The organism is Streptomyces lancefieldiae (genome assembly GCF_031845825.1).
Taxonomy (GTDB): Bacteria; Actinomycetota; Actinomycetes; order Streptomycetales; family Streptomycetaceae; genus Streptomyces; species Streptomyces lancefieldiae.
Genome location: NZ_JAVRFH010000019.1, coordinates 38325 through 56350, shown reverse-complemented (window position 1 = coordinate 56350; position 18026 = coordinate 38325). Strand labels below are relative to the sequence as shown.

The 18026-nt window shown below is 72.9% G+C and carries 13 protein-coding genes; 1 reads left to right on the top strand and 12 read right to left on the bottom strand.

The features are described from left to right. Positions 1–13 precede the first annotated feature (13 nt). From hemW to lepA, 4 genes are all read right to left on the bottom strand, one after another. A complete protein-coding gene (gene hemW, locus RM812_RS19850) occupies positions 14–1246 on the bottom strand; it encodes a radical SAM family heme chaperone HemW (RefSeq protein WP_311574280.1) in 1233 nt (410 codons plus the stop codon). Positions 1247–1273: 27 nt separating this feature from the next. After that, positions 1274–3760: a SpoIIE family protein phosphatase gene (locus RM812_RS19845; protein ID WP_311574278.1), complete on the bottom strand. Its 2487-nt coding sequence runs from the start codon at positions 3758–3760 to the stop codon at positions 1274–1276. A gap of 200 nt (positions 3761–3960) precedes the next feature. Next, a complete protein-coding gene (locus RM812_RS19840) occupies positions 3961–5838 on the bottom strand; it encodes an AMP-dependent synthetase/ligase (RefSeq protein WP_311574276.1) in 1878 nt (625 codons plus the stop codon). A gap of 294 nt (positions 5839–6132) precedes the next feature. Then, positions 6133–8001 (bottom strand): translation elongation factor 4, encoded by a 1869-nt coding sequence (gene lepA / locus RM812_RS19835; protein ID WP_311574274.1) that lies wholly within the window; start codon positions 7999–8001, stop codon positions 6133–6135. Between the two features lie 285 nt (positions 8002–8286). On the opposite strand from lepA, the gene rpsT reads away from it, so the two are divergent. Then, positions 8287–8553 carry a 30S ribosomal protein S20 gene (rpsT, locus tag RM812_RS19830; RefSeq protein ID WP_311574272.1) on the top strand — a complete coding sequence of 89 codons (267 nt, stop codon included), beginning with the start codon at positions 8287–8289 and terminating at the stop codon, positions 8551–8553. Between the two features lie 310 nt (positions 8554–8863). Here the strand turns inward: rpsT and holA are convergent, their stop codons facing one another. The 8 genes from holA to RM812_RS19790 form a co-directional block, all read right to left on the bottom strand. Continuing rightward, positions 8864–9853 (bottom strand): DNA polymerase III subunit delta, encoded by a 990-nt coding sequence (holA, locus tag RM812_RS19825; RefSeq protein ID WP_311574270.1) that lies wholly within the window; start codon positions 9851–9853, stop codon positions 8864–8866. 99 nt (positions 9854–9952) lie between these two features. Then, complete coding sequence (locus RM812_RS19820; RefSeq protein WP_311574268.1) at positions 9953–10198, bottom strand: hypothetical protein; 246 nt, start codon at positions 10196–10198, stop codon at positions 9953–9955. A 42-nt stretch (positions 10199–10240) separates the two neighbouring features. Beyond that, positions 10241–11122, bottom strand: coding sequence for a YceI family protein (locus RM812_RS19815; protein ID WP_311574266.1), 882 nt, complete (start codon positions 11120–11122; stop codon positions 10241–10243). Between the two features lie 236 nt (positions 11123–11358). Then, a complete protein-coding gene (locus tag RM812_RS19810; RefSeq protein WP_311574264.1) occupies positions 11359–12186 on the bottom strand; it encodes an arylamine N-acetyltransferase family protein in 828 nt (275 codons plus the stop codon). A gap of 4 nt (positions 12187–12190) precedes the next feature. After that, complete coding sequence (locus tag RM812_RS19805; RefSeq protein ID WP_394816488.1) at positions 12191–14755, bottom strand: ComEC/Rec2 family competence protein; 2565 nt, start codon at positions 14753–14755, stop codon at positions 12191–12193. 281 nt (positions 14756–15036) lie between these two features. Further along, positions 15037–16146 carry a ComEA family DNA-binding protein gene (locus tag RM812_RS19800; RefSeq protein ID WP_311574262.1) on the bottom strand — a complete coding sequence of 370 codons (1110 nt, stop codon included), beginning with the start codon at positions 16144–16146 and terminating at the stop codon, positions 15037–15039. A gap of 113 nt (positions 16147–16259) precedes the next feature. Next, the gene (locus RM812_RS19795; protein ID WP_311574260.1) at positions 16260–17105 is read right to left on the bottom strand and encodes a DegV family protein; all 846 of its coding nucleotides are present in this window, start codon (positions 17103–17105) and stop codon (positions 16260–16262) included. A 73-nt stretch (positions 17106–17178) separates the two neighbouring features. Then, the gene (locus RM812_RS19790) at positions 17179–17931 is read right to left on the bottom strand and encodes a hypothetical protein (protein WP_311574259.1); all 753 of its coding nucleotides are present in this window, start codon (positions 17929–17931) and stop codon (positions 17179–17181) included. Positions 17932–18026 lie beyond the last annotated feature (95 nt).

Genomic DNA, 18026 nt, shown 5'->3' with positions numbered 1-18026 from the left:
CTCGCCCGAGTGATCAGTCCACCAGGTCCCGCACCACCGCGTCCGCCAGCAGCCGACCCCGCAGGGTCAGCACGGCCCGCCCCTCCTCGTAGGGCCCCTCCTGGAGGAGGCCCTCGGACAGCGCGCGGCGCGACGCCGCGAGGCCCTCCTCCCGGAGGAGGGACAGCGGCACGCCCTCGCGGAGCCGCAGCTCCAGCAGGACGCGCTCCACGCGCCGGTCCTCGTCCGTCAGGATCTCGCGTCCGGCGCCCGGCGACTTCCCCGCCGCCAGTGCCCCGGCGTACGCCCCCGGGTGCTTCACGTTCCACCAGCGCACACCTCCCACGTGGGAGTGCGCGCCCGGTCCCGCGCCCCACCAGTCGGCGCCCCGCCAGTACAGCTCGTTGTGCAGGCAGCGCCCGGCCTCGGAGGTGGCCCAGTTCGACACCTCGTACCAGTCGAAGCCCGCCGCCGACAACGCCTCCTCGGCGATCAGGTACCGGTCGGCGTGGACGTCGTCGTCGGTCATGGGCACCTCACCGCGCCGGATGCGGCGGGCGAGCTGGGTGCCCTCCTCCACGATCAGGGCGTACGCGGAGACGTGGTCGGGGCCGGCGCCGAGCGCCGCGTCCAGCGAGGCCCGCCAGTCGTCGTCGGACTCACCGGGGGTGCCGTAGATCAGGTCGAGGTTGACGTGCTCGAAGCCGGCCGCGCGGGCCTCGGCGACGCACGCCTCGGGGCGGCCCGGGGTGTGGGTGCGGTCCAGGATCTTCAGGACGTGCTGCCTGGCGCTCTGCATGCCGAAGGAGATCCGGTTGAAGCCGCCCTCGCGGAGGGTGGCGAGGTACGCCGGGTCGACGGACTCCGGGTTGGCCTCCGTCGTCACCTCCGCGTCCGCCGCGAGGCCGAACTCGTCGCGGATCGCGCGCAGCATCCGGACCAGGTCGTCGGCGGCCAGCAGGGTGGGCGTACCGCCGCCGACGAAGACCGTGCGGACCTCGCGGGGGTCGTCGCCGAGCACCTTGCGGGCGAGGCGGACCTCGTCGGTCAGGGTCTCGGCGTAGTTGTCACGGGAGGCGAGGACGCCGCCGGTGCCGCGCAGCTCGGTCGCGGTGTAGGTGTTGAAGTCGCAGTAGCCGCAGCGGGTCGCGCAGTACGGGACGTGCAGGTAGAAACCGAGGGGACGGTCGGCGGCCCCGGCGAGCGCGGACGCGGGCAGGGCGCCGTCGGCGGGGACGGGTTCGCCGTCGGGGAGTGCGGAGGGCATGCGTTCCATTGTCCCGTACCGCCGCGGCTACTCGGCCTGCAGCACCAGCAGCGCCAGGTCGTCCTCCGGGGGCCGGGGGCCGAACTCGTGCACCAGCCGGCTGATGCGCTCGGCGACCAGATCGGCGTCCAGCCCCGCGCACCCGGCGAGGGCCGCGGCGAGCCCGTCCCCGTCGTCGAACTGGCGGGAGCCGCTGCGCCGCTCGGTGACTCCGTCCGTGACGCACAGCAGGGTTTCGCCGGACCGCAGCTCGAAGGTCTCGCTGGTGTACGTCGCGTCCTCGATGACTCCGAGGAGGGTCTGCGGCTGCGCGACCGTGCGGACGGTGCCGTCGGGTGAGAGGAGCAGGGGCAGCGGATGCCCGGCGGAGGCGAGGGTGCAGCGGACGCCGCCGTCGAAGGGGACCAGTTCGCCGTAGAGCAGGGACAGGAAACGGGTCTGCGGACCGTCGCCCGGGGCAACCGGACGGCCGCCGACAGCGGCCAGGGCGCGCGCGGCGGCGTCCGCGGCCTCCGTGGCGTCGTCGAGGAGGAGCTGGTTGAGGCGGTCGAGGACGTCGGGGACCCCGTACTGCTCGCGGGCCAGCAGCCGCAGCCAGGGCCGGGCCAGTCCGATGACCACGGCGGCCTCGGGGCCCTTGCCCTGGACGTCGCCCACGGTGAAGCACCAGCGGCCGTCGCCGGCCGGGAACAGGTCGTAGAAGTCGCCGCTGGGGCCGCCCTTGTCGCACGATTCGTAGACGAGCGCGCTGCGCACGCCGGGGATCTCGGCGACGGCGCCGGGCAGCAGGCCGCGCTGGAGGACGGCGCTGATGGTGGCCTGCCGGGCGTACTGGCGGGCGGCGCCGATGGCGAGCGCCACCCGGCGGCTGAGGTCCTCGACGAGGCCGCTGATCTCCTCGGGAAAACGGGGGACGCCGGACCGCCCGATGACCAGGGTGCCCAGCGGCCGGCCGCCGGCGACGAGGCGGTAGGCGAGCGCGGCGCCGTGCACGTCCCGCCGGCCGAGTGCGTCGCCGGGCCAGGGGTGGGCTGCGGGGCCGGAGCGCCACGCCTCGCGCGGGCGGGGCGGGTTCTTCTCCAGGGCCAGCCGCAGTTCCTCGACCTGGCTCTCGCTGGCGTGCCAGACACGGGCCAGCCGTGCTCCCACGGCCGCTCCGGGGTCGTCGCTCCAGGCTCCCCGGCCCAGGGACTCGTCCTCCAGCCAGACGCCGCACCAGTCGGCGAGGCGCGGCACGATCAGCTGCCCGGTGAGGGAGGCGACCAGGTCCTCGTCGAGTTGCCCGGCGAGGAGGTCGGAGGCCTCGGCGAGGAAGGACAGGGCGCCGCGGCCCAGCCACTCCCGGTCGCGGACTCCGCGCCGGCCGGTTCCGGCCGGGTCGTCGCGGGAGCCGGTTCCGGCCGCGTGGTCCCGCCAGTCCGGCCAGGGCGGGAGGTCCCACTGACCGGGATCGGCCGCGCGCCCGGGCTCTGCCGGTCCGTCCGTTCCACCCGATCGGTCGGCTCGGCCGGATACTTCCACCCCGCCCGGCCCGCCCGAGCCGCTCTTGCCGCTCGACCTGCCCGTGCCGCCCAAGCCGCTCGTCCTCCCCGACCCGTCGCAACCCTCGGCTCCCTCGGGGCCCCCAGGTCCCCGGGATGCCCCGGGTCCGTCCGATCCGTCACATCCCTCGGTTCCCTCGGTTCCCTCAGTTTCCTCAGGGTCCTTGGATCCAGAAGGTCCGTCCGACCCGTCGGCCACGTCCGTCCCCTCGGACCCTTCCGCCGCCCCCCACCCGTCCGCCCCGTTGTCCGAGACTCGCGGGCCACCTGGCCCCTCCCGCCCGTCCGGACCATCCGCCCCCTTCGGTCCCCCCGGTTCACCCATGCCTCCCCAGGCTCCTGAACCACCCACGCCACCCAGGTCACCCGGGTCACCCACCATCTCCCCCGACGCCTCCGCGACAGGGAAGTCGGTGTGCCGGAGGGCACGGCCGCCGGCGTACGCCTCGATCTGTTCGGCGACCTCGCTGCCCGCGACCGGCAGCCGCGCCCACACGGTCTTGGTGCCCGGGCGGTAGGTGATGCCCCATTCCTCCGAGAGCGCGGCGACGAGCCGCAGGCCGCGTCCGTACTCGGGCGTCTCGTGCGGTGTCCCGTCGTCGCCGTCGTCCCTCGGTGCGCGGGAGGGGTGGTAGTCCGTGGCCTCGACGACGAGCGCGCCCGTCTCTTCCAGCCGGCAGCCCACCTCGACGTCGGTGCCCGCGTGCACGACGGCGTTGGTGACCAGCTCGCTGACGACCGCCAGGGCGTCGGCGATGAGGTGCTCGGTCAGCCGGGCCGTGCCGGGCAGGCCGAGCGCGGCCCAGTCGGCGAGCGCCGCGCGCACCGCCGCCCGGGCGGCACCCGGCGCCAGGGGGCTGCCGAGCAGGACGGCGTGCGCCCGCGCGCACTCCTGGGCGGATGCCTCAGCAGTGTGCGCGTGCGCACCACTGGCACAGGAGACTGTCTCCCGTTGCGTCGGAATGGCCCCCATGAACGGCTCCCCGGGCGGTTCGTGCGAATACTTCGCAGTCGTTGCCCGACAGAGTGACAGACCGGCCCCGTCCATAAGCGCCGAGTTACCGAAGTGCGCCGCCAAGAGTGAGAACCGTGCTAGGCGAACGTTCGAAGACGGCCGAAAGACGGCCGAAAGACGGCCTGTTTCGAGCGTCGGCCGGGTGAACGGCCGGCGCGCTACGCCTCCCGCGCGCCCTCGTACATCTCCTCGATCAGATGCTTGTACTCCCGCTCCACCACCGGCCGCTTCAGCTTCAGGCTCGGTGTGATCTCGCCGTGCTCCACGTCGAGGTCACGCGGCAGCAGGCGGAACTTCTTGATGGTCTGCCAGCGCTGGAGGCCCTCGTTGAGCCGCTTGACGTAGCCGTCGATCATCTCGACCGTCGCCGGCGCCGCGACGACCTCGGCGTACGACCTTCCCTCCAGGCCGTTCTCCTGCGCCCACCCCGTGATCGCGGCCTCGTCGAGGGCGATGAGCGCCGTGCAGAAGTTCCGGTCGGCGCCGTGGACCAGGATGTTGGAGACGTAGGGGCAGACCGCCTTGAACTGTCCCTCGACCTCGGCGGGCGCGATGTACTTGCCGCCCGACGTCTTGATCAGGTCCTTCTTGCGGTCGGTGATGCGCAGGTAGCCGTCGGGCGAGAGTTCGCCGATGTCGCCGGTGTGGAACCAGCCGTCCGTCTCCAGCACCTCGGCGGTCTTCTCGGGCAGCTTGTGGTAGCCCTCCATGATGCCGGGGCCGCGCAGCAGGATCTCGCCGTCGTCCGCGATGCGCACCTCGGTGCCGGGCAGCGGCTTGCCGACGGTGCCGGTGCGGTAGGCCTCACCGGGGTTCACGAAGGACGCGGCGGAGGACTCGGTGAGGCCGTAACCCTCCAGGATGTGGATGCCGGCGCCGGCGAAGAAGTACCCGATCTCCGGAGCGAGAGCGGCCGAGCCGGACACGCAGGCCCGCAGCTGCCCGCCGAACGCCTCGCGGATCTTCGCGTACACGAGGGCGTCGGCGACCTTGTGCTTGGCGGCGAGCCCGAAGGGCGCGGTGCGCGTGCCGGTGCGCTTGAAGTTGTCCTGAGTGACCTTGGCGTACTCCCGCGCGACCTCCGCCGCCCACTGGAAGATCTTGTACTTCGCCCCGCCGCCGGCCCTGGCCTTGGCGGCGACGCCGTTGTAGACCTTCTCGAAGATGCGGGGGACGGCCGCCATGTAGGTCGGCCGGACGGCCGGCAGGTTCTCGATGATCTTGTCGACGCGGCCGTCCACGGCGGTGACGTGACCGACCTCGATCTGGCCGGAGGTCAGCACCTTGCCGAAGACGTGCGCCAGCGGCAGCCACAGGTACTGCACGTCGTCCTTGGTGACCAGGCCGGTCGCGGCGATCGCCTTCGCCATGTAGGACCAGTTGTCGTGCGGCAGGCGGACGCCCTTGGGCCGACCGGTGGTGCCGGAGGTGTAGATGAGGGTGGCGAGCTGGTCCTTGGTGAGCGCGCCGACCCGCTTCTCGACCAGCTCCGGGTCCGTCTCCAGGCGGGCGGCGCCCCGGCGCTCCAGCTCGTCGAGGGTGAGGATCCAGTCCTCGGCGGTGTCGGCGCCGGTCGCGTCGATCACCACCACGTGGGTGAGGTCGGGCAGTTCCGCGCGCTTCTCCCTGGCCTTGGCCAGCTGGGCGGCGTCCTCCGCGACGAGCACCCTGCTCTCGGAGTCGGAGAGGATGTACGCCGACTCGTCGGCGTTGGTCTGCGGATAGACCGTGGTCGTCGCCGCGCCCGCGCACATGATGCCGAGGTCGGCCAGGATCCACTCGAGCCGGGTGGAGGAGGCCAGGGCCACGCGCTGCTCGGGCTGCAGGCCGAGTTCGATCAGGCCGGCCGCGATCGCGTAGACCCGCTCGGCGGCCTGCGCCCAGGTGAGCGACTTCCAGTCGTCCGGGCCCTCACCCGCGGCCGGTGGCACCGGGTAGCGGTACGCCTCGGCGTCCGGCGTGGCCGCCACCCGCTCCAGGAAGAGTCCCGCCACGGAGGGCGGACGGTTCTCGATCAGTGTCTGTGTGTCGCTCACGACATCCTCCGGGCCCGCGACGGTGCGGCCTGCTCGTTGCGGCTGGCTCAGGTGCGGCTGGGTGCGGCTGGTTTCACTCTCGGGCGGTTGTTCAGGCGTTGTTTAACTCACGAGTAACTACCGGGCAGGCATCAGGGTAAAGGGCGACCGGCCCCCGCGTAAGCCTCCGCGCCCTGCCATTTCCGACAGAGGGCCACCCGTGACATGCGAGGGGGCCCGCCGCGCTTTTGCACGACGGGCCCCCTCGTGTCCGTTTTACCGGGGTGGATGCGATGAGCCGGAGGGCTGTCGCGGTTACTTCTTGCCCTTGCCCGACCCCGCGCTGTCATCGCTGGACAGGACCGCGATGAAGGCCTCCTGCGGAACCTCCACGGAACCGACCATCTTCATCCGCTTCTTGCCTTCCTTCTGCTTCTCCAGCAGCTTCCGCTTGCGGGAGATGTCGCCGCCGTAGCACTTGGCGAGGACGTCCTTGCGGATGGCGCGGATGGTCTCGCGGGCGATCACCCGGGAGCCGATGGCGGCCTGGACCGGCACCTCGAAGGCCTGCCGCGGGATGAGCTCCTTGAGCTTGGCGACGAGCCGCACGCCGTACGCGTACGCCTGGTCCCGGTGCGTGATCGCCGAGAAGGCGTCCACCTTGTCGCCGTGCAGCAGGATGTCGACCTTGACCAGGCTGGAGGTCTGCTCGCCGGTGGGCTCGTAGTCGAGGGAGGCGTAGCCGCGGGTCTTGGACTTCAGCTGGTCGAAGAAGTCGAAGACGATCTCGGCGAGCGGGAGGGTGTAGCGGATCTCCACCCGGTCCTCGGACAGGTAGTCCATACCGAGCAGCGTGCCGCGCCGGGTCTGGCACAGCTCCATGATCGAGCCGATGAACTCGGTCGGCGCCAGGATGGTGGCGCGCACGACCGGCTCGTACACCTCGGTGATCTTGCCCTCGGGGAACTCGCTCGGGTTGGTGACGGTGTGCTCGCTGCCGTCCTCCATCACCACGCGGTAGACCACGTTGGGCGCGGTGGCGATCAGGTCGAGGCCGAACTCGCGCTCGAGCCGCTCGCGGATCACGTCGAGGTGGAGCAGGCCCAGGAAGCCGACGCGGAAGCCGAAGCCGAGGGCGGCGGAGGTCTCGGGCTCGTACACCAGGGCGGCGTCGTTGAGCTGGAGCTTGTCCAGCGCCTCGCGCAGCTCGGGGTAGTCGGAGCCGTCCAGGGGGTAGAGGCCGGAGAAGACCATCGGCCTGGGGTCCTTGTAGCCGCCGAGCGCCTCCTCGGCGCCCTTGTGCTGACTGGTGACGGTGTCACCGACCTTGGACTGGCGGACGTCCTTCACACCGGTGATCAGGTAGCCCACCTCGCCGACACCGAGACCGTCCGCCGCCAGCATCTCCGGCGAGTTCGTGCCGATCTCCAGCAGCTCGTGCGTGGCGCCGGTGGACATCATCCGGATGCGCTCGCGCTTGTTGAGCTGGCCGTCGATGACACGGACGTACGTCACGACACCGCGGTAGGAGTCGTAGACGGAGTCGAAGATCATCGCGCGGGCGGGGGCGTCCCTGACGCCGACCGGGGCGGGGATCTCGGCGACGACCTTGTCCAGCAGCGCGTCGACGCCGAGCCCGGTCTTGGCGGAGACCTTGAGCACGTCGTCGGGGTCGCAGCCGACCAGGTTGGCGAGCTCCTCGGCGAACTTCTCGGGCTGCGCGGCCGGCAGGTCGATCTTGTTCAGCACGGGGATGATCGTGAGGTCGTTCTCCATCGCCAGGTAGAGGTTGGCGAGGGTCTGGGCCTCGATGCCCTGGGCGGCGTCGACGAGGAGGATGGTGCCCTCGCACGCGGCGAGCGACCGCGAGACCTCATAGGTGAAGTCGACGTGCCCGGGGGTGTCGATCATGTTGAGGATGTGCGTGCTGCTCTTGTCGTGGGTCGGGGCCCACGGCAACCGCACCGCCTGGGACTTGATCGTGATGCCGCGCTCGCGCTCGATGTCCATGCGGTCGAGGTACTGGGCGCGCATCTGCCGCTGCTCGACCACACCGGTCAGCTGGAGCATCCGGTCGGCGAGCGTGGACTTGCCGTGGTCGATGTGCGCGATGATGCAGAAATTGCGGATCAGAGCCGGGTCGGTACGGCTCGGCTCGGGCACATGGCTAGGGATCGCGGGCACGCAGGGTCCTGATTCTTGAGGCGTCCGCAGTGTCTGCGGTCTCGGGTCGGATCGATACGTAGCTTCCATCGTCCCACGGGTGGGGAGCTGGGATGGGTTTGGGAGGGGTTGAGGTCGGGTTCGGGCCGGGCCCGGCCTGGCTTCGGGGCGGGTTTTGGGCGGCTGACCGGCCGCTGGTAGTGTGGGTGGCTGTGTCTCATGCCCTCTCAGCGCGAGGCACTCCTTCAAGAAATCATCGGCACGGGACCTTCGCGGCCTCGTGCCTGAACCTGCAAAGGCTCATTCGTGGCGAACATCAAGTCCCAGATCAAGCGGAACAAGACCAACGAGAAGGCCCGGCTGCGCAACAAGGCCGTCAAGTCCTCTCTGAAGACCGCGATCCGCAAGGCTCGTGAGGCCGCTGCCGCGGGCGACTTCGAGAAGGCCGCCGAGCACCAGCGCGCCGCGTCGCGCCAGCTCGACAAGGCCGTCTCCAAGGGCGTCATCCACAAGAACCAGGCCGCCAACAAGAAGTCGGCGCTGGCGCAGAAGGTCGGCGCCCTCAAGGGCTGAACCCCTTATCTGGTCTGATCGCCGGAAGGACCCAGAGCGGGCCCTCTCTCATCCGCTCCCGTCCGGCACCCCGGATCCATGCGCGGCCTGCGTTCGCCACGCGGGCATGGGTCCTCGAGCTTGATCCGAAGGCCCCGGTGGCCGTCCTCCCCAGGACGGACGCCGGGGCCTTCGGTCTGACCGGCCTGCGTTCTTCGGCCTACGCCGTTCACGGTTCTTCGGCCTACGCCGTTCACGCGCGTCATGCGCCCGTCATGCGACCCGTCATGGTCGTCACGCGCTGTCACGTGCCCGAGGGGCTTACGCCGGTCTACGCACGTCCCCGCGAACGCGCCGCCCGCGCGATGGTCACCACGGCCTTCTCCAGGGCGTACTCCGGATCGTCACCGCCGCCCTTCACCCCCGCGTCCGCCTCGGCCACCGCGCGCAGCGCCACGGAGACGCCGTCCGGTGTCCAGCCGCGCATCTGCTGCCGGACCCGGTCGATCTTCCACGGCGGCATCCCGAGCTCACGGGCGAGGTCGGCGGGGCGTCCGCCGCGGGCGGAGGACAGCTTGCCGATCGCCCGCACGCCCTGCGCCAGCGCGCTGGTGATCAGCACCGGCGCCACTCCGGTCGCCAACGACCAGCGCAGCGCCTCCAGCGCCTCCGCCGCCCGTCCCTCGACCGCCCGGTCGGCGACCGTGAAGCTGGAGGCCTCGGCCCGTCCGGTGTAGTACCGCCCGACGACCGCCTCGTCGATCGTCCCCTCGGCGTCGGCGGTCAGCTGGGACACCGCGGAAGCCAGCTCCCGCAGATCGCTGCCGACCGCGTCGACCAGCGCCTGGCACGCCTCGGGCGTGGCCGACCGCCCGGTGGTGCGGAACTCCGCCCGCACGAACGCCAGCCGGTCCGCGGGCTTGGTCATCTTCGGGCACGCCACCTCCCGCGCCCCCGCCTTGCGCGCGGCGTCCAGCAGGCCCTTGCCCTTGGCGCCGCCCGCGTGCAGCAGGACCAGGGTGATCTCCTCGGCGGGCGCGCCGAGGTAGGCCTTGACGTCCTTGACCGTGTCGGCGGACAGGTCCTGCGCGTTGCGTACGACCACGACCTTGCGCTCGGCGAAGAGCGAGGGGCTGGTGAGCTCGGCGAGTGTGCCGGGCTGCAGCTGGTCGGGGGTCAGGTCACGTACGTCCGTGTCGGCGTCGGCGGCCTTCGCGGCGGCCACCACCTCCTGCACGGCACGGTCGAGCAGGAGGTCCTCCTGGCCCACGGCAAGGGTCACCGGGGCGAGAGGGTCGTCATTCGCAGTCTTCCTGGCCATCGTGACAAGCATCGCACGGGCCACCGACAACGGAAGCCGCCCCGCAACACCCCACGCCCCGGCGGGGCTGGGGCCGGGCCGGGCGGATTGGCCAGGAGCCTAGGGCTCCTCGCGCCACCCGTCCCACTCCCCCGCGAACCCGTCGAGCTCGCCGGGGTCCAGCCGCTCCCCCTCGTCGCGCAGGACGACCAGCCACTGGGCGTCCTCGGCGTCGTCCTCGCCGGCCAGGGCGTCCCGGACGAGCTGCGGTTCCTCGTCAAGCGCGAACCGCTCCCCGAGTGCCTCGGCCACCTCCTCCGCGGCGTCGCGGTCGGGCAGCACCAGCACATGTCTCACATCACTCACGGGTGCCATTGTCGGCCACCGCTCGACAGCCGGACCGCCGGGTCAGCCCTTCTGCACGATCTGCACGTCGAGGTCGATCCTGATGCTGGGACCGACCACGGCGATGCCGCGTGCCAGCATCGTCTGCCAGCTCACCGTGAAGTCGTCCCGATGCAGCTCGGTGGTGGCGCGGCAGGCCGCCCGCACCTCGCCCTCCATGCCGTTGCCGACTCCCAGGTACTCGGTGTCCAGTGTCACCGTGCGCGTCACACCGTGCAGCGACAGCGCCCCCGTGACGGCCCAGCGGTTGCCGCCGCGGTGCGTGAACCGGTCGCTGTAGAACTCCAGGGTCGGAAAGCGCTGCACGTCCAGGAAGTCCGCCGACCGCAGGTGGTCGTCGCGCATCTTCACGTTGGTGTCGATGGAGGCCGCGTCGATCACCACGTGCATCGCCGAGTGCTCCATGTCGTCCGCGATCCGCACCGCGCCCGCGAAGGAGTTGAACCGGCCGTGGATCCGGGCCAGCCCGATGTGCCGGGCGGTGAACCCGATCGAGGAGTGCGCCGGCTCGATCTCCCAGTCGCCCGGCGCCGGCAGCTCCGGCGGCTGGGCCACCTGCAACGTCACGTCACCGAGCGAGGCCAGCGCGTCCTCGGTGACCGTCACGGATGCCCGGTACGGCGTGTAGCCCTCGGCGGACACCGCGAGCCGGTACTCCCCCGCGGGCACCGTCGCCACGAACGACCCGAAGGGGTCCGTCCCGCCGCCGACCACCTTGCGCCCCATGGCGTCGCTGACCGCGAACTCCGCGTTCGGCACCGGCTCGTTGACGGGGTCGAGGACCCGGCAGCCGAGCACCCCCGCGTTCGGCGGGGTCTGTATCGCCGCCAGGGGACCCGTCCGTTGCATCCGCCTCGTTCGGTTTCCCAGCCAGCGGCCGATCATTTGCGACACCCTCTGCACAATGTGAAGAACATCTTTACCGAAGATCCATTCGATCACCGATGAGGCTTTCGAGGCAACACGGGACCACATCACGGGAAACCGGCACATGTGCAGGCTGTACGCACGACTGACCCGTGTGGCCCCGAATTGGTCGCTCCAGGCAGGATTTCTCACAGCCGGGACAAAGAGACATCACAGCGGGTACCAGGAGACAACACAGACGGGGCCACGCCTCCTCACAGTCCGGCCGCGGCGGGCACGCGGTCGAGGCCGATGCCGAAATGATCCCGGTACGCCGCGAGCACCTCCTCGTCCGTCCCCAGCTCTCGCTCCTCCCGTGCTCCGTCGGCGGCCGTCGACGTGAGCCTGCGCCCGCTGAGCGTGATCCTGCCTCCGTCCTCCGTCACCCGCGAACAGACCGGCGACCGCAGGAAGTGCGACCGGGGCGAAGTGCTGTGCCACCACGTCCCGGACACGAAGTCATCGAGCACCCGCGGGCGCTGCTCCACCCGGTACACGGGCTTCCCGTCGCACAGCACGTCCAGATCGGCCGTCCGGGCCGTGTCGTGCCCGCCGCGCACCCCGGCCGCGTCCGGCCCCGCCTCGACGATCCGGAAGGTGCCCCCGGGGTCCTCCTGCTCACCCCGCTCCGCGAACGCCAGCGGGCCGTGACTGTGCGCCCCGAACCCGACGTCGGCCAGCCAGTCGCCCCGGTCCACCGTCCGCACCCGCAGCGCCAGGTGGTCGTACGGGATCCCGAGCCGGCCCCCGTCGCCGTACACCCGTGCCGCGAGCAGCGTGACCTCGTACCCGAGCGCTGCGAGCAACGCGCCGAAGACACCGTTGAGTTCGTAGCAGAACCCGCCCCGTCGCGCGCCCACCACCTTGTCCAGCAGCCGCTTCTCCTCCAGCACGATCTCCTCGCCCAGATGGACGGACAGGTTCTCGAACGGCACCGTCCGCAGATGGCGCAGATGCAGGTCGCGCAGGGCGTCGAGGGTGGGGCACGCCGGGTACTCGGCTCCCAGACGGCGGAGGTAGGCATCGACCTGTGTGCAATCCATGCCCTCAGTCTGCCGCCACCCGCAGCGCCTCACCCGTGCCGGTGACCGCCAGTGCCCCGTCCCGGTCCGTGCGCAGCACCGTCGCTCCCTGGGCGCGCAGTGCCGCGATCGTGCCGGGCGCCGGGTGCCCGTACGTGTTGTCCTCACCGCAACTGATGAGCGCCAGCCGCGGTGCCACCTTCCGTATGAGGTCGGGATCCTGGTGGGCGGAGCCGTGATGGGCCACCTTGAGGACGTCGACTCCTTCCAGCGCCGCTGCCACCGGTGAGCGCGCCAGCTCCTGCTGCGCCGGTGGCTCCAGGTCCCCGAGCAGCAGCAGACGCAGCCCCGCCGTCCGCACCAGAAGGGTGACGCTGGCGTCGTTGGGCCCTCCCTCGCTCATCGGCGGGCCCGGCACCGCACTGGTCTCCGGCCCCGGCACCGCACTCGTCGGCGGGCGCGCCGGCGGCCACACCACCTGCCAGGTCAGCGAGCCGGCCCGGCGCCCCTCCCCGGCGGCGGCGTGCCGCAGGGGAATCCCCCGTACCGTCGCCTGCCTGCGAACGGACTCGGCCTGGTCCGCGGGCTCTTCGAGGGCGGTCGTCTCGATCGCGCCCACCGAACGCCCCCGCAACACTCCGGGCAGCCCGGCCACGTGGTCCGCGTGGAAGTGGGTCAGCACCACGAGCGGGACACGGGTGATGCCGAGTGAGCGCAGGCAGTGGTCGACCAGCGCCGGATCGGGCCCGGCGTCCACGACCACGCCCGTCCCCTCACCGGCCGCGAGCACCATGGCATCACCCTGTCCCACGTCGCACATCACCGTCCGCCAGCCCGGCGGTGGCCACCCCGTGATCACCCGGGTCAACGGTGCCGGCCGCACCACCGCCAGCGCCAGCAGCACCGCGCAGACACCGCACCACCACGGGTGTCCCAGCAGCCGCCGCCCGACGAGCAGCACGCCCACCGTGACGAGGGCGAGCAGCGCCCCCCCGGCCCAACTGCCCGGCCAGTCCACTCCCGCGCCGGGCAGCGCGGCACCGGTGCGGGCGATCCCCGCGATCCATCCGGCCGGCCACCCCCCGCACCAGGCCAGTGCCTTGGCCACCGGCATCGCCCACGACGCCGTAGCCAGCGCGGCGAAGCCCAGCACCGTGGCCGGCGCGACCGCGAACTCCACGAGCAGATTGCACGGCACCGCCACCAGGCTCACCCGCGCCGACAACACGGTGACCACCGGTGCGCACAGTGCCTGCGCCGCCCCCGCGGCGGCCAGCGCCTCGGCCAGCCGAGGAGGAACCCGGTGCCGGCGCAGCGCCGTACTCCACCGCGGGGCGAGCGTGAGCAGCGCGCCGGTCGCCAGCACCGAGAGCAGGAAGCCGTAACTGCGGGCCAGCCACGGGTCGTACAGCACCAGCAGCAGCACGGCCGTCGCCAGCGCCGGGAGCAGCGATCTGCGACGTCCCGTGGCCAGGGCGAGCAGGGCGACGGCCCCGCAGGCGGCGGCCCGCAGCACGCTCGGGTCGGGCCGGCACACGACGACGAGGCCGAGCGAGAGGGCCCCGCCGAGCAGCGCGGTCGTCCGCAGGGAGATGCCGAGACGGGGTGCCAGGCCCCGGCGCTCGCTGCGCTGGGCCAGCCCCGGCGGTCCGAGCAGCAGGGCGAGCACGATCGTGAAGTTGGCTCCGGACACGGCCAGGGTGTGTGCGAGGTCGGTCTCCTTGAAGGCCTCCTCCAACTCCGGCGTGATGCGCGAGGTGTCTCCGACGACCAGCCCGGGCAGCAGTGCCCGCGCGTCCGCCGGCAGCCCGTCGGTGGCCTCCCGCAGTCCGGCGCGCAGCCGTCCCGCCAGCCGTTGCGCTCCCGACGGGCCGGCCACCACCTCCGGCGCCTCCCCGCTGCCCCTCACCCGCAGCACGGCCGCAACCCGGTCCCCGCTCGCTCGCGGGGGTGCCGTCCGAGCGGTGACCCGGAGCCGTGTGGTCGGCAGCAGTTCCAGCCAGCGTGAGGTGACGGGGGCCGCGCGGGAGAGCGGTGGGCCGTCGGGGGTGTCCGCGCTGCCCACGTCGACGAGTACCAGCACCGGCGTCCGTGTCGCCGTCGCCGTGCCGCCCGCCTCCGTCACCCGTCGCACGTCGGCCTCGATCAGCACGGTGGGCGGCACCGCGCGGTTTCCCCGGACGCGGGGGCGGGTGAGGCGGGGGTCGGCGGTGACCTCCACCTCGGCGGTGACGGTGGCGTACTGCCGCGCCAGCGCCGGCAGGGGCCCACGACGCAGGTCCGCGCCGTGCAGCGCGGCCGAGGTGGCGGCCGCGGCGACGCAGAGGAGCAGGGCGGCGACCGCCGCGTGGGGGCGTCCGCGTGTGCGCCGCCGCCTCGTCCGCAGCAACAGCGCACCGGCCACCGTCAGAGCGCCGGCCACGGCAGTCACGGCCCACACGGTCGGCGCGCCGAGCGTCAGCGCCGCCGTCGCCCAGGCCGCGAGCGCGGGTGGTACCAGCCGCAGGTCGGCAGGGGCCTCCTGCCGGGGGTGGGCGGCACCGAGCCGATGACCGGAAGCGACGTGCACGGCCGCCCGCGGGCGCGCCACCCGGTCGGCGGAATCGGCGTGAACGGCGGGACGAGCGGGAACGGCAGGATCAGCTGGATCGGCTGGATCGGCTGGATGAGCAGGAACGGCCGAATCGGGAGGATCGGCGGGACCAGCAAGGGGGGCCGCATCAGCAGGACCGACGGGACCAGCAAGGCCGTCGAGAGCAGCGAGGCCGGCGGAGGCGACGGGTTCGTGCGCCGTCCGGGCGCGGGAGGTGGCGCGCGTCGGGGGGTCGGCGGGGCTCCTCGGCCGCCCTCTGCCCGTACCGGGGTGCGTGCTCATGGCCGCACTAGATCCCGGAGATCGGCGAAGCGGCGCTCGCCGATGCCGTTGACCTCGCGCAACTCGTCCACCGAGCGGAAACCGCCGTGCTGTGTGCGGTAGTCGATGATGTGCTGGGCCAGCACGGGGCCGACGCCCGGCAGCGTGTCGAGCTGGTCGGCGGTGGCCGTGTTGAGGGACACCGGTCCCGCGGGTACCGCCCCCGCCGGGCCGCCCGCTCCACCCGCTCCACCGGGCGCGCCCGACCCGTCCGGACCGCCGGGTGCACCCCCCGTGACCGGCGGTCCGGGCACGCCGACGAGCACCTGCTCGCCGTCCACGAGGAAGCGGGCCCGGTTCAGCCCCTCGGTCCTGGTGCCGGGTCGTACGCCGCCGGCCGCGCGCAGGGCGTCCGCGACCCGTGAACCGGCCGGGAGTCGGTGGACTCCGGGCTTGCGGACCTTGCCCCCGACGTCCACCACGATCTCGGGGCCGACCGTGGCCCCGGCGCCGCCCTCGGCCCCGGCCTCAGCCGATGACGTGCCGGTGCCGGTGCCGGACACCCCCTCTCCGGGCTTCCCGCCCCCGCTCGCCCGGCCGAATGCCGCCGCCTCCCGTACCACCTCGGGTGCCGCCACTGGCTGGGTGCGGCCGGTCCAGAAGTGCTGCACGGCGAAGACCGCCGCGACGACGAGCAGCACCGCGAGGGCGGCCACGCTGCGCCGCTCCAGCCCGCACCGCGTCTGCAGCCACACCGGCATCCGCTCGCGCAGCGCCGACCCGGCCCGCCCCCTCCAGTCCGCCGCGACGCCGTCGACGGCGCCTGGTGTCTCTCGCTCCTCCTCGCTCCATGCCGTGCCACCGTCCTCGGTACCACCGGAGCGCTCGCCGCCGGATGTCCCGGCCACCGGCGGCCCCTTCCCCGACTCGCCCCCCTGGCCGGCGCGTTCGTCGAACAACGCCTCCGCGCGTCGCCGGAGCTCCTCCGCCGACGCATGACGGTGCCCATGCCGTGCCCGGCCGAGGGAGTGGGGTGGGCGGCGGTGGCGGAGCCGGCCGTCGGAGGCCGGGCCACGGCCCGGGCCGCTCGTCGCGGTCGCCGTACGTGAGCGTGATCGAAGAGCCATGCGACGAGGATCGGACACCTCGGCACATCCGCGATGATCATGCTCGATTCCAGGGGACTACCGCCGGGTTGTGGACAACGCCGGCCCCCGCACGGGTGACGCGCGACGACTCCTCACCGCGAGGAGACCACGACCCCCAGCAGCCCGGGCCCCGTATGCGCCCCGATCACCGCGCCGACCTCGCTCACATGCAGGTCGGCCAGCCCGGGCAGCCGGTCCCGCAGGCTGTCCGCCAGGGCCGACGCCCGGTCGGGGGCGGCGAGATGGTGGACGGCGATGTCGACGGGCGCGCTGCCCGCACGGTCGGCGACGATCTCCTCCAGCCGGGCGATGGCCCTGGACGCCGTGCGGACCTTCTCCAGGGGTTCGATGCGGCCGCCGTCCAGCCGCAGCAGCGGTTTCACCGCGAGCGCGGAACCGAGCAGGGCCTGGGCCGCCCCGATCCGACCACCGCGGCGCAGGTAGTCGAGGGTGTCGACGTAGAAGAAGGCGGAGGTGCTCGCGGCCCGTTTCTCCGCGGCCGTGACGGCTTCGTCCACCGTGCCGCCCGCCTCGGCCGCCTCCGCCGCGGCGAGGGCGCAGAACCCGAGGGCCATCGCGATCATGCCGGTGTCGACGACGCGCACCGGGACCGGGGCCTCGCGCGCGGCGACGACGGCCGCGTCGTGGGTCCCGGAGAGTTCGGCGGAGAGGTGGAGGGAGACGATGCCGTCGGCACCGGACTCGGCGATCCTGCGGTAGGTCTCGGCGAAGAGCTCGGGGCTGGGGCGGGAGGTGGTGACCGGGCGTCGCTTCTGCAGGGCCTGGGCCAGCGAGCGGGCCGAGATCTCGGTGCCCTCCTCCAGCGCCCGGTCGCCCAGGACGACGGTCAGGGGTACCGCGGTGATGCCGTGCCGCTCCATCGTCCGGGCCGGGAGGTAGGCCGTTGAATCCGTGACGATAGCGACATGGCGGGACATGAGCTGGAGGTTACCTGCCGTAGCGCCCGGACGGCAGCCCGGCCCCGACGACCGGGCGTCCGCGGGCCCGTGGTCAGGTCGTGCTCTCCGGGCGGGCCTTCTTCTGCCAGGGGTACACGGGGCTCTGGCCGGGCGGGGTGATGGCGGGGCGCGAGGCTTCCTCCGCCGGACCCCGCCGCACGGTCCGTGGCCGGGTCTGCCCGGCGGCCGGGGCGTCGGCGGCCTGGGTCTCGGGCCAGGGCGGCGGTGCGGCGGCGGGCTCCGCCCCGGTCTCGGTCCCGCTCTCCGTCCAGTGCCGCAGGGCGCCGGCCTCGACGTCGATCTGTGCGCTCAGCGAGTCCAGGTCGTCGTCGGCGAAGCGGCGGGCCCGGTCGCGGGCCGCCCAGCGCAGGGCCTCCGCCGAGCGGGTGATGCGCTCGGTGCGCTCGCGCAGCGCGGGGAGACGCTCGCCGAGCGTGGCGCGGTCGGGGTCGGACTCCAGCCGCCTGAGCTCGCCGTCCAGTTCGAAGCCGTGCGCGCTGAGCCGCTCGAACAGGGCGAGGGACTCCTTGAGGGACGCGTCCTCGGCCACGCCCGCCTGCAGCGCGTCCTGCGTGGCCCGCATCGAGGTGCGCAGCGTCAGCCGCAGCTGTGCCAGCTCGCTCGCCGGGCCCGTCTGCACGAGGGACCTGGCCCGCAGGGTGTGGTCCTCGACCGTGCGGCGGGCCTGGGTGATGCCGCGGTCCACGCCGCGCTTGGCCGCGCCGACCGCCTTGACCGTGGCGTAGACGCCCAGCACGAGGGCGAGCACGAAAAGCAGGGCGACGACTGTGATCACTGCTTCCACGAAGCTCCTCCTGACGTCCGGCCCGCGGACCGGCGAGCCGCGGCACGGCAACCGCCACGCCGCTCTTCCACGGTAAACGCAGCGGGCAGGCCCAG

Coding starts and splice junctions, on each gene's coding strand:
- RM812_RS19815 (WP_311574266.1), bottom strand. CDS start 11,122: ATGATCGGCCGCTGGCTGGGAAACCGAACGAGGCGGATGCAACGGACG.
- holA (WP_311574270.1), bottom strand. CDS start 9,853: ATGGCCAGGAAGACTGCGAATGACGACCCTCTCGCCCCGGTGACCCTT.
- RM812_RS19795 (WP_311574260.1), bottom strand. CDS start 17,105: ATGTCCCGCCATGTCGCTATCGTCACGGATTCAACGGCCTACCTCCCG.
- RM812_RS19800 (WP_311574262.1), bottom strand. CDS start 16,146: ATGGCTCTTCGATCACGCTCACGTACGGCGACCGCGACGAGCGGCCCG.
- hemW (WP_311574280.1), bottom strand. CDS start 1,246: ATGCCCTCCGCACTCCCCGACGGCGAACCCGTCCCCGCCGACGGCGCC.
- RM812_RS19845 (WP_311574278.1), bottom strand. CDS start 3,760: ATGGGGGCCATTCCGACGCAACGGGAGACAGTCTCCTGTGCCAGTGGT.
- RM812_RS19810 (WP_311574264.1), bottom strand. CDS start 12,186: ATGGATTGCACACAGGTCGATGCCTACCTCCGCCGTCTGGGAGCCGAG.